This window comes from Methylocystis sp. IM3 (assembly GCF_038070105.1).
Taxonomy (GTDB): Bacteria; Pseudomonadota; Alphaproteobacteria; order Rhizobiales; family Beijerinckiaceae; genus Methylocystis.
The window spans coordinates 1,235,624-1,248,136 of sequence record NZ_JBBPBZ010000002.1 but is presented as its reverse complement, the minus strand read 5'-3'; the positions used below and the strand labels follow the sequence as shown (position 1 = coordinate 1,248,136).

The following is a 12,513-nucleotide window of genomic DNA, read 5'->3' as shown; positions in this document are numbered from 1 at the left end:
CACGGGCGCGAAATGACGGAAACACGGAACAAGGAGGACACGCCGGCAGGCGAGGTCTTCACGCCCGGCGAGCCGATCGACATCTTCCTTCTGGCGCGCCTCGGATTCACGTTCATCTTTGTCGTCATCACGACGCTCATCGTCTGGCCCTATCTCGCGAGCCTGACATGGGCGCTGGTGCTGGCGGTGGTGTTCATCCGCCCGCATCGCTGGTTTGAAACCGCACTCGGTCCAAACAGCGCGGCAGGCGCCTCCGTCGCCGTCGTCGCGCTGATCATTGTCGCGCCTCTGCTCTTCATCTTCCAGCGACTGCTCCAGGAGGCGCTGACCGGCGTCGATTACATCCGGAACGCCATCTCGGCGGGCAAATGGGGCGACTTCCTCGCCGCGCATCCATGGCTCAGATGGTTGGGCGACCGCGTGGATGCGCCGACGATCGCCGCGCGAGTCGGCGAGTTCCTCACCAATCTCGGGGCGTCGCTGTTGAAGCAGTCCACAGGACAAGCCATCACCATCGTTCTGGCCTTTTACATGCTCTTTTTCTTCCTGCGCGACCGCAATTCGGCGCTCGATTCGCTGGTGCGGCTCTCGCCCTTCTCCAATCTCGAAACCGGCAGGCTCATCGTGCGCGTGCGCGATACGATCTACGCCACGATCTTCGGCACGCTGGCCGTGGCCGCGCTACAGGGCGCGCTCGGCGGCTTCATGTTCTGGTGGCTCGGCTTTCCCTCGCCCGCGCTCTGGGCCGTCATCATGACAGTTATTTCCATCATCCCGGTGCTCGGCTCCTTCGTGATCTGGATCCCTGCGACGATCTACCTCGCGCTCGAAGACCGCTGGGCGGACGCCGTGACGCTCGGCCTCTGGGGCAGCGTGGTCATTTCGACGGCCGACAATATCGTGCGTCCGCTGCTGATCGGCGAAAGCTTGCGTCTGCACACGGCGCCCGCCTTCATCGCCATGCTCGGCGGGCTTCAGCTCTTTGGACCCTCCGGGCTCATCCTGGGCCCCATCGCCTTCACCATGACGACGCTCATGCTCGAATTCTGGAGACGCCGCGCCGACCCCGAGCTTCGCCCGGAATGATTCAGCTCGCGCCGCCCTCGCTGGCGAGGATGTGCGAGTAGGCGTCATCGAGCGCGGCGTCGGTCGCCTCAACGACATCGGCGTTCTGCGTAAAGACGATGAAGCACCGCAGACTCTTGCCGGGATAGAGCGGCCGCAGCGCCGCGCGGTAGAGCGCGAGCTGGCGGAGCTGCGCGGAGTCCGGCGTCTCGCGCGGCCGCCCGGTCTTGAAATCGGCGATGAGCACGCTGTCCTCGGTCTCCGCCAGGCGGTCGATCCGTCCCGACACATGCAGCCCTCCATCCAGAGCCGCATAGACGTCGACCTCGGCGATGGACCCTTGCCCGAACAGCGCGGCGAGGCGCGGGCTTTCGATGGCCTGCGTCGCGGCCGCGACGATGTTTCGGCAGGCCTCGTCATCGAGACCGGCGCCGCGCAACGTCAAAAACCGCCGCGCGGCCTCCTGCCGCCGCTCCGCCGGGCAGGCGGGCAGATATTGCAGCAGCGCATGGGTGAGGTGCCCGACGAGGACGCGCGCCGCGTCGCGGCTGTTCGGCGCGCCGCTCTCCAGCGCCGCCAGCGCGTCGGCGCCGGCGAGCACGCTCGACGGCCGCAAGGGCGGCGCGGGAGACGCCTCGCTCGGCGCCGGCGTGCGCGCAAAGTCCGGTATCGCCGTCGCCCACGACGCGCTTTGCACGCGCGCGAGATCGTGACGCGGCGGCGGAGAGCCACGTCGCAAAACATAGCCGTCGGCGTCGGAAAGCTTTTCGCAGCCCTCCTGCTCGAGGGCCGCCACGATCATATTGTGCCAGCAGCCCTCGGCCGGCGGGTTCTTGCCATGATAGCCCGCGATATAGAGCCGCTCCTCCGCGCGCGTCATGGCGACGTAGAGCAGGCGCCGATATTCGGCCGCCTCCGCGGCGCGATGATCGGCGCGCGCCTGCGAGATCGCTTCCGGATCGCTGTCCTTGCCGCAGGACCAGGCGAGCGACGCGTCGTCCCCCGCGCCGAGCGTAAAGAGCTTCGGATCATGCTTGCCGGCCGGCGCGCCGCAGGTGTCCGGCAAAAAGACGATCTTCGCCTCCAGCCCCTTGGCGGCATGGGCGGTCATCACGCGCACGGCGGCGCCGGCGGCCTCCATGTCTCTCTTGATCGAGAGATCGAGCCCCTCGATCCGCCCCAAAAAATTGACCAGCGCCGGCGCTTCCTCACGTTCGAAATTCATCGCCAGCCGCAGGAATTCGTCGATCGCGTCATTGGCCTCCGGCCCGAGCCGCGCCACGAGCCGGCGCCGCCCGCCGCCGGGGCCGAGAACGAGGCTGTAGAACTCATAAGGCGCGAGCCGCGTCGCCTCGCGCCGCCACATCGTTATTTTTTCCGCCGCCCCGCGATGACGCGGCTCCGGCGAGCGCAGGAGCGCGTCGAAGAGCGCGCCGCGCCGCTTTGGCGCGAGCGCGATCAGATCGTCGTCGTCGAGGCCGACGAGTGGCGATTTCAACACGGTCGCGAGCGTCAGATCGTCATCGGCGAGCAAGGCCGCGCGGCCGAGCGCCACGAGATCGTTGACGGCGATATGCGTGCCGAGATCGAGCCGGTCGGCGCCGGCGACAGGCACATCCTCGGCCTTCAGCGCGCGGATCAGCGCCTCGAAAAAGGCGCCGCGTTTGCGCACCACGATGAGAATGTCGCCCGGCTCGACGGGGCGCGGACCGGACCGGTCTTCGACATAATCGCCGCCGCCCGGCGCCAGCAGGGTTTTGATTTTCGCCGTGATCTTGCGCGCGAGCCGCTCGCCGGGATCGGTCGCCTTCGCGTAATCGAGCGGCAGCCGCCAGTCTTCCGGCTCTTCCTTGTCGATGGGGCGGATCGGCTCCCAGACTTCGACGACGGCGTGGAGATCGGTCTTCGTCGATTCGTGCAGGAGCGGCGGCCGGTCCGGATCGGGATCGCAGGCGAGCCCCTCGCCATTCCCGGGGAAGTTGAACACGCTGTCCACGGCCGCGAGCACGCCCGGCGCCGAGCGGAAGGATTGCGTGAGCTGCACATACTCGAATTGCAGGGCGGCGGCCGTGAACCGGCTCGCGAAGCTCCGCCGCATGGCGTCGAACTTCTCGGGCGCGGCGCCCTGGAAGGAGAAGATCGACTGCTTGTCGTCGCCCACGGCGAAGAAGCTACGCCATGCGGCGCGCGCGCCGACGCCAGCGCAAAACTCGCGGGCAATGGCGGCGAGGATTTCCCACTGCCGCGCGCTCGTATCCTGCGCCTCGTCGAGCAGGATGTGATCGATCTGCGAGTCGAGCTTGTAAAGCACCCAGGAAGGTTCAGAACGATTGAGCAGGCGGTGGGCGCCCTCGATCAGATCGTCGTAATCGAGCGCGTTTCGATAACGCTTGGCCTGTTCATATTCGCCGACAATGGTCTCGCCCAATTGCGCGAGCGCGAGCGACCGCTCGGCGGCCACGGCGGCCTTTCGCTTCTCGACGAGCGCGGCAAGACGATCCTGCTCGTCCTGCATCTCTTCGAGGAGGCCGGGCGCTTTATCTTGCAGGCCCCTCGTGACGATGTTGCGCCCTTCTCCGCCGCGCGGCTCGCCTTTTTCGGTGAAGAAGACAGCGAGGTAGCTCTCGATGCAATCGGGGTGCGGCGCGAGCGCGATGGCGCGCGCGACGTTTGCCGCGAGTTTCTTGTCATTGGTCGAGCCGAGGCGCAATCGGTCCGCAAGCTGCGGCCATGTTTCGTATCCCTCGATGATCGCCGCTTCGATGCGCGCGCGCGTTTCGCCTGCCTTGAGGCCAAGCTGCGCCCGCAGGCGCTTCTCGTAGCTCTCTCGCGCCTGCGCCTGCGCGAGCGCATCGCGTTTCTCAAGGAGCGCGGCGCAGAGCTCGTCGAAGCCCTTTTCCGTTGTCTCCGAGGCGACGCGTTCGAGCGCCTCGTGCAGCGGTCCCTTGCCGCTTTTCGCCTTGTCGATCGCGCGTCGCTTGGCCGTTTGCAGCAATTCGGCGCGCGCGGCGTCGTCGAGCACGGAGAAACCCGCCGGCGCATTGGCCTCGAAGGGAAAGATATGCAGAAGCCTTTCGCAGAAGGCGTGGATCGTCTGAATCTTGAGACCGCCAGGCGTCTCAACGGCGCGCGCAAACAGGCTGCGGGCAAAATCGAGCTGGCGCGGCGAGGGAGCGGGCGCGCCCGTGGCGCTTATCTCCTCAGCGAGTTCCACGTCGTCCAGCACAGCCCATCGAGCGAGCCGATCGAAAATGCGCGCCGACATATTGGCCGCCGCCGCCTTGGTGAAGGTAAGGCAGAGGATTTGCGACGGACGCACGCCTTCGAGCAGAAGGCGCAGCACGCGTTGCGTCAGCACATAGGTCTTGCCCGATCCCGCATGGGCGGAAACCCAGGCCGAGGCATGCGGGTTCGAGGCCCTGTGCTGCTTCTGGATCGTCAGCGAGAGATAGGGGCGGTCGCTCATGCGTCGTCTCCGCCGCCGCGTGCCCATTCCTTCACGCGCGCCAGATGATCGTAATCGCCCTCATGTCTCACAAAGGCGACATAGGGGCGTGAGGGATAGGGCGTCGCCGGATCGCGATATTGCGACAGCATTCGCACGAGTTCGCCGCTATGCTTGGCGACGACGTCCGAGAACGAAATCTCCTTCCAGCTGAGCTGCTGCGTCTTGCCCCCATTCTTGAGGCCGACATAGGCGGCGCCGGCCACGGGACGCGCGCCGATCTCCGGAAAGGCGCCCGCTTCGATCATCGCGGCCTCCAGCGTCAATTGCGGAGACCAGCCCGCGAGGACTTGTGGCTTTGAGGGCGGATCGCCCGTCTTGTAATCGAAGACCGAAGCTTCTCCCTGCGCGTCCACCTCGATGCGATCCGCTTTCGCTGTAAGCGAAAAAAGCGCGCCATCGGCAAGCGTGACGACCCATTCGCCGGATTTCTCCATATGGATGACGCCGCCTTTCTCGCGCTGTGCGCGCTCGAACGCGAGGGCGTGTTCGAGACCCGCCCGCACGCGCGGCCAGGTGAAGCTCTCGAACGCGGGCTCGGCGAGAAATTCTTTCAGCAAATCTTTCGCAATCGAGATGAGGTCCTCATGCGCCTGCGGGGGCAGCGGCCCTTCCGGATGCCGCCGCACGAAAGCTTCCAGCGCCGCATGAATCGCGGTTCCCATTTCTCGCGTGCCGATCTCGGCGCCGAGCGGCGCGAGTGGCTTCAAATCGAGAATGCGCTCGGCATAGATCGCGTAAGGGTCGCGGCGCAGCGTCTCGATGCGTGTGACGCTCAGTCTCTTCGGCCGCATGTCGACCGGCGGCGCGGGCGCCGGGCGTTGCAGCGAGACGAGTTCGTCGGGCGCCGGCTGATCGAGCGCGGCGGCGATGGCGAGCATTCTCGCGCCGCGGGACCGGCAGGCGCCCATCGCCTCGACGCCCGCGAGCGCCTCGATCCGGGTGAGAAAGCGCGAGGCGACAGTCGGCGAGCCATCGCGCTTGGCGGCGCGGCTCAGCACGACGTCCTTCGCCCCGAGCGCCATGACGAAATCATGCGCGCTCTGTCCGATGCGGCGCTCGGGCGGCGGCAGGCCCAATTGCGCGCGCATGGAGCGGTTGAGAAAGGCGCCCGTTTCCGCTTGCGGCGGCCAGACGCCCTCGTCGAGCCCGGCGAGCAGCATGAGGTCCGCGTCCATCAGACGCGCTTCGAGCGGGCCGAGTATCTTGAGGCGTGGATGAGCGCGGCGCGGGCCGCGCAGCGTCGTCTCGAAGGCGATGCGATCGAAAAGCGCCGCATAACCCGGCGCGTCGAAACCCTCCGGCGCCTCGGCCCGCGACAGCCTGTCGAGAACATCGAACAGCGCCAGCGCGCCTTCATCGGCGTTTTCCTCCGCGCCTTTCGCAATCTCCTCGAAAGCGGCGCGATGCGCGCGCGCAAAGCTTTTCAGTTCATGCTTGCCGGATAGCGCGAGAAGCGGCGCGAAGGCCCGCTCCATATCGACGAGCAGCGTTTCGATTGCGTTCCATTCAGCATCGGTGATGCGCCGCGCCGCCGGATAGGCATGCGGCTCCGCAGCGGCCGCGCGCGCCCGCGCCACGTTGGACGCATAGCCATTCGAGCCGGGCGGCGTGGCGCGCAACACGCCGATTTCGACGAGAGGCGCCAGCGCGGCGATCTCTTGTGCGCTGCGCCCGAAGCGGACGAGCGGATCATGCAGCAAGGCGGCGATCGCGCGGGCGTCGAGGCCATTGGCGCCGACCGCCGCCGTCAGCCGCACCAGCACGCCGACCGGGGTCGACGCGAGAGAGGCGCCGCCCGAGTCGTCGATCTCGATTTGGAAGCGCCGCAACTCGGCCGCAACGCGCCGCCCGAGATTTCGGTCGGGCGTCACGAGCGCGGCGGTGCGGCCGGGCGTCTCCAGCGCCTCGCGCAGAAAGAGCGCCAGCGCAAGCGCCTCCATCTGCTCGTCCGGCGCCTCCAGAAGCGTCACGCCCGCGAGCGCGGCGACGAAGCCCGCGCCTTCTAATGCGCGGAAGTCGCGCCACGCCGCGGTGGCGCCCGCCGGCGTCATCGCCTGCGACACGAGCCGGCGTCTTTCGGCTTGCGCCAGCTCCAGCGCGGCAAGCTCGCGCACATCGTCCCGCTCGAGCCGCATGACGCCGAGCAGGCGCTTCAGGACGGTCTGGGGATGGGTAAAGGCGGGCTCGTCCTCGCTGTCGCCGACATGCGCCCAGGCAACAGGGCCCATTTCCTGATCGAGACCCGGCAGGACGACCGCGCCAGTGTCGAGCGCGGCGATGGCCGACAACAATTTCGCCGTCGTGGGTTGCGCGCCCGTCGAACCGATTGCGACGACCGGCGCATTATCCGTCCTCTCGGAAAGCCGCAGGATCTGCGCTTCGATCAGCAGCTTGCGCCGGGCGGCGGCGTCGGCGCGGCCCATCTCTTCGAGCATTTGCGGCCAGGCCTCGACGACAATGCCGAGAAAGGTCGTCGTGATGGCCCAATATTTGTCGAAGGCGCTGTCGTCGATCGCCCCGGCGATCTTCGCAGGCGCGACGCCTTCAATGATGAATTCATCGATGAGCGCGCCAAGTTCGGCGGCAAGCGCATAGGCGCCGGCGGGAGAGGAGGCGACGGAAAAGGACTCGCTTTCGTGCAGCTGCAAACCGCCCCGCCCATCGGCGCAGAGAATGGCCTTGCCGACGGACTCGGACCATTTCGTAACGAGTTGAGCGAGAAGCAGGCGGCGTTCGAGCTCCTCGATCTGCGGGCGCGCGGCCTCGTCGAAATCGCCAGAAAAACCGCTGAAAACCGTGGCGGTTTCCTGCTCCTCCAATCCGCCGAGCGGAAGAATGCGCGGCAGGAAGCCGGCGCCCTTGCCGATGGCGCGCGCGAACTCCGCCGCAAGGGCGCGGCCGGCGCGTTGGGTCGGCACATAGATGGTGGCGCGCGCCATTTCGAGCGGCGGCGTCTCGCGGGAAAGCGCGGGAACAATTCTGCCGTCGAGGAGCGCGTCGACAAAAGTTGCGAGGAAGGGCGCGCCGGGCGCGATGGTGAAGACATTGCGCTTCGCGCCCATTGTTCACGCCTCCGCTGCGGCGATTGCTCTCTCCGCGTCTTCAATCGCCGCCACCGTGCCGACATGCAGCCAGAGCCCGCTGGAGACGACGCCGAAGAGACGCCCCTTTTCCGCCGCCTCGAACAGGAAGGGCGCGAGCTTGAACACGTCCTGCGTTTCGGCGGCGAAGAGCTGTGGTTTGATGAGGCCGACGCCGGCATAGACGAAAGGCTTCGGCCCGGCCCGGCGGATGATGTGGCCGTCCGCCGCGAGATCGAAATCGCCGTCCCAATCGACGCCGACGCTCCCCTGTGTCGGCGCGAGCAGCAGCGCGGCGTCCATCTCCATCGGATTCCACGCCTGCGCCAGCGCGATCAGATTGGAGCGCGGAGCGCCGTGCCAGAAAGCGTCCGTGTTGCAGATGAAGAAAGGCTCGCCGCCGAGACGCGGCAGAACCTTGCGGATGCCGCCGCCCTGATCGAGAAGCCGCGCGCGTTCGTCAGAAATGATGACGCGCGGCGCTACGCGTGAAGCAAGATGCGCTTCGATCTGATCGGCGAGATGATGCACATTGACGATCGCGGTCTCGACGCCCGCGCGGGCGAAATCGTCGAGCGCGCGATCAATCAGCGTGCGGCCGGCGACGGTGACGAGCGGCTTCGGCGTGCTGTCAGTAAGCGGCCGCATGCGCGTGCCGAGGCCCGCCGCGAAAACCATCGCGGTTCGCGGGATGGTGGCGACGCGTTCAGCCGTCGTCGCGGAACAATCCGGGGAGGTTGGAGTCATACCAGGATTTTATCTCGGCCAGCGCCGGATGTCTCAGGCTTTTACGCAGATAGGATTCGACGCGCGGCATGTGGGCGAGATATTGAGGCTTTCCGTCCCGCTGGTTGAGCCGCGCAAAGATGCCGAGAACCTTTGTCGCGCGCTGCGCCGCGAGAATCATGTAGGCCTTGGCGAAAGCCGCCATATCGAAGCTTTCGTCCGCGTCACGCCGCAGCTTTGCGTAATGGGCCAGGAGCTTGAGCTCGAGATCGTCGGGCACGGTCACGCGCGCATCCTGGCCGAGCGAGGCCATGTCGTATGCGGGATGGCCGAGGACGCAGTCCTGGAAATCAATGATGCCGACGCGGCGTACGCCTTCGCGCTCGCTGAGCCACAGCAGATTGGGCGAATGATAGTCGCGCAGCGTCCATGTCGGCGGCGCGCTCACAACGTCGATCAGCGCGCTGCGCCACAGATTGGCGAAGATCGCCCGCGCGCCGGAAGCGACGCTGCCCTTTTTATGGCCGACATACCAGTCGATCAGCAGATCGGCCTCGATCAGCAGCGCATCCATGTCATAGGGCGGGATGTGATAATTCCCCGCGTCGCCAACGGGCAGCGTATCCGGCAGCGTTCGCGAATGAAGATGCGCAAGGGCGCCGGCGGCTTCGAGATAGCGCTCGGGAATCGGGCCGTTCTCGTCGACGACGCCCTCGCGCCCGAGATCCTCGACGATCAGCAGGCCGGCGTCGAGATCCTGTCCATAGATCCGCGGCGCCGAAAGCCCCTGCTCGCGCAGGCCGTTCGCGATGGCCACGAAAGGCTTCACATTCTCGGCGAGCCGCGCGATGGCGCTGTAGGGCTTGCCATAGCGCACGGGCGGCCCGTCGGGACGCGGGGGCGAGATCATGAGAATCGCGCGCGCGCCGTCCGGCTTCTCCAGCGTTTCATAGGCGCGCGTCGAGGCGTCGCCCATCAGGAAGCTCCGCGTGGCCTCGCTCCACCCCTCCCTGCGCAGGAGTTCGTGCAGCGCCTTGAAGGAATGCAGCCGGGCCGCAAAGGCGCCGTAACCCGAAATCGTCACGCGCCGGGCGTCGGGATTTTCGTCGTCGGTGAAACTCAGGCGCAGGTCGAGACGGTCATGCGGCAACGCCTCGGGCGCACGCTCGGCCCATTCGACGAGAACGATGGCGTCTTCGACTTCCTCCTCCCAGCCGAGCCCCGAAAGCTCCGTAGCGGAATCGATGCGGTAGAAATCGGCGTGAACGATACGGATCGCCTCGCCCTCGTAAATCTGCATCAAGGTGAAGGTCGGACTCGGCGCCTCGATCGAAGGATCGTCGAGAAGCGCGCGGATGAGGGCGCGCGCGAAGGTCGTCTTGCCCGCTCCGAGATCGCCAGCAAGCGTCAGCGTATCGCCGCTCTTCAGAAGCGTCGCCAGGTCTTGCGCAAGCGCAATCGTGCCGGCCTCTTCGGCGATGTCGATCCGCCAGACGGTCTTGGCCGTCTTTTCCTCGCTCACTCCGAGCCTCCCTCGCTGGCGGCGGGCCGCGCTTCTCCCCCGGCCTCGGAGGCGGGAAACACGCAAGTCACCGTCGTGCCTTCGCCGGGCGCGGAGTCGATCAGCACCTTGCCGCCGTGCAACTCCATGAAGGCCCGCACGATGGAGAGGCCCAGTCCGACGCCGCGATGGCGCGATCCCGCCGTATGCGACTCGAAACGGTCGAAGACGCGCGCCAATACATCGGGCGGAATGCCGCGGCCGCGGTCCGTCACCTTGAAGACGACCTCCCCCTCACGCCGCAAGGCGGCGAGCGTCACCGTCTGGCCGGGGCTGGAAAAGCCCACCGCATTGGACAGGAGATTGAAGAGAATCTGCCGCACGCGCTTGGCGTCGCCCCGGAAGACGCCGACATTGTCCATGGCGACGATCTGAATGTCGATCGAGTTTTCGGCAATTCTGTCCTGCACGCCCTCGATCGCCGCATGCATGGTCGCGACGACATCCACGTTGGCGACGTCGAGCGCCATGGCGTCTTCGTCGATCGTCGCGAGGTCGAGAATGTCGTCGATGATCGCGAGCAGCGCCGCCGACGACTTGCTGACATAGCCCAGATATTCGAGCTGGCGCGGGTTGAGCGGCCCCGTCGACTCTTCGCCCAGAAGATGCACGAAGCCGTTGATGTTGTTGAGCGGCGAGCGCAGCTCGTAGCTGATGTGGTGGATGAAGTCGTTGCGCAGCTTCTCGGCCGCGAGCAGCGCCTTGTTGCGGTCGGTGAGCGCGCGCTCGACATTCACGTCCGCCGTCACGTCCACGAAGGTGAGCAGCGCGGCGCCGTCGAGCAGCGACTGCGCGGTGCAGTCGAGCACCACGCCGTCGCTCCTTTCGATACGACGCGTGAACCCCTCGCGCATGTCGTTCAGGCTCGTGACGAACCCCTTCAGCGCCGCCCAGGTCTCCGCATTGTCGTGCAGGGTCCGGCAGCGCGCCGCCAGCGCCTCGAAGCGCGGCTTTTTCTCCAGTTCTTCCGGATCGAGCCGCCAGAGCGTCATGAAGGCCGGATTGCAGAAGCTCAGCCGCCCATCCGCGGCGAATACCGCCACGCCCTCTCGCAGAGTCTCGAGCGTCTCGCTCTGCGTGCGGTTCAGCGCATTGAAGCGCGCCTCGAGATCATAGGCCTTCGTCGTGTCTTCGTAGAGATAGGTGACGCCGCCCTGCGTATTGGGCTGCGCGACCACGTCGATGATGCGGCCGTCGGGCAAATGCCAGGTGTGGCGGACCGGCTCGGTCGCGCGATAGGCATCGAACAATCTTTCCTTCCAGGCGCGGTAATCGGGCTCTGCCGGCACGCGCTCATCGGCGCGCAGCCGGTCGAGGATCTCGCCGTCCGTCGGCTTCTGGTCGAGGAATTTCGCATCCAGCTGCCAGAGCCGGGCGAAAGCCTCATTGTTGTAAATCAGTCGCTTCTTGCGGTCGAAAAGGGCAATTGCTGTCGGCAGCTGATCGAGCGTCCGCACATAGGACTGCATCTGCTGTTCGAGTTCCGCCCGCACCGTCTCGACCTCGTGGCGGTCGATGGCGATCGCGGCCGTCAGGGGCGCGGTCGTCTTGGTCACGTCGAGCACATGCCGCGCCCCCGCGACGACCGCCAGAACGCGGTCGCGCCACACAGAGCCCTTGGCGAGCGCCTTGGCCGCGTCGCTCCGCGCCGACCCGTCGAGCAACTCGACGCCCCGCGAGAGAGCGTCTTCCCGATCCTTCGCCTCCACTGCCGCCACATAGGCCTTGTTGACGAAGGAAAGCTTCCCGCTCTCGTCCCGCAGCCAGACGGGCGCCGGCGCCGCGTCGAGCAGCGCCTGCAACCCTTCGAGCGCGCGTTGCGCCTGCGCATGACGTTCGCGCAGACCGATCAGCTCCAGCCTGTCGCCCGTCACCTCGCGAATGCGCAGCACCGCGCTCCCCCCCACGGCGCGCCCCTCGGCGTCGTAGAAACGCCCGGCGACGCCCGCGAGCGGCAGGCGAAAAGCCTCGCCGTTCTTGCGCAGCCGGTCGATGGCGGCGTCGAGCGCCTGAGCGTCTTTCGCGACGAGCCATGTCCCGAAGGCCAGAAGCCGGCGCGGCGCGCCGTCGGCGTCGGCGAGCAGCGTCGAGGCGCTGACATCGGGATCGCCCTCGGGAGAGGACCAGACGACGAAGGCCTGAGGCTCGCTGGCGAGAAAGGTGCGGGCGCGATCGAATCTGGCGCGGAGATCCTCTAGCTCTGCGGCCATCCGCGCCTCCCGGCGGCGCCAATGGTTGCGCTCGCCGATATGGGTCAGCGCGACGACGGCTGAAAACAGCGCCAGCCCGCCGCTGAAGGCGAAGCCGACGATATCGGAATCCGCCGGCAGCGACGCGGCGAGCCCCGCCGACTGCGCCAGCGCGGGGGCGGCCGAAAGCGCGCCGCAGAGCGCCGCCACGCCGCCCGATAGGCGCATACGCGCTCGCCGCGACCGAGGCGCCGCCTCAACGCGGGGATGCAGTCTGCCGCATCGCATCATGAGCGAGACGTTTCCTTTCGCGCGCCGTGCGGCTCGGGCGTCATCCTAGAACCTGGCCCCAGAGAGAGTTGAGATGCTCGAGAAAACACGACA

At 66.9% G+C, this 12,513-nt stretch carries 6 protein-coding genes; 1 reads left to right on the top strand and 5 read right to left on the bottom strand.

Annotated features, from left to right (window positions below; genetic code table 11):
• Nucleotides 1–12: 12 nt before the first annotated feature.
• The gene (locus tag WOC76_RS07855; RefSeq protein WP_341107792.1) at nucleotides 13–1,086 is read left to right on the top strand and encodes an AI-2E family transporter; all 1,074 of its coding nucleotides are present in this window, start codon (nucleotides 13–15) and stop codon (nucleotides 1,084–1,086) included.
• Between the two features lies 1 nt (nucleotide 1,087).
• On the opposite strand, the gene addA is transcribed toward WOC76_RS07855, so the two are convergent.
• The 5 genes from addA to WOC76_RS07830 are packed head-to-tail and all read right to left on the bottom strand — an operon-like array spanning nucleotide 1,088 to nucleotide 12,357.
• Entirely contained in the window at nucleotides 1,088–4,531 is a 3,444-nt protein-coding gene (addA, locus tag WOC76_RS07850; protein ID WP_341107794.1) for a double-strand break repair helicase AddA, read from the bottom strand.
• A complete protein-coding gene (gene addB, locus WOC76_RS07845; RefSeq protein ID WP_341107795.1) occupies nucleotides 4,528–7,635 on the bottom strand; it encodes a double-strand break repair protein AddB in 3,108 nt (1,035 codons plus the stop codon). The genes addA and addB overlap by 4 nt, the downstream gene beginning before the upstream one ends.
• A 3-nt stretch (nucleotides 7,636–7,638) precedes the next feature.
• A complete protein-coding gene (locus WOC76_RS07840) occupies nucleotides 7,639–8,331 on the bottom strand; it encodes a nucleotidyltransferase family protein (protein WP_341108820.1) in 693 nt (230 codons plus the stop codon).
• A gap of 28 nt (nucleotides 8,332–8,359) precedes the next feature.
• Nucleotides 8,360–9,901, bottom strand: coding sequence for a tRNA (adenosine(37)-N6)-threonylcarbamoyltransferase complex ATPase subunit type 1 TsaE (gene tsaE / locus WOC76_RS07835; protein ID WP_341107796.1), 1,542 nt, complete (start codon nucleotides 9,899–9,901; stop codon nucleotides 8,360–8,362).
• Nucleotides 9,898–12,357 carry a PAS domain-containing sensor histidine kinase gene (locus WOC76_RS07830; RefSeq protein ID WP_341431359.1) on the bottom strand — a complete coding sequence of 820 codons (2,460 nt, stop codon included), beginning with the start codon at nucleotides 12,355–12,357 and terminating at the stop codon, nucleotides 9,898–9,900. Before WOC76_RS07830 ends, tsaE begins: the two co-directional genes overlap by 4 nt.
• Nucleotides 12,358–12,513 lie beyond the last annotated feature (156 nt).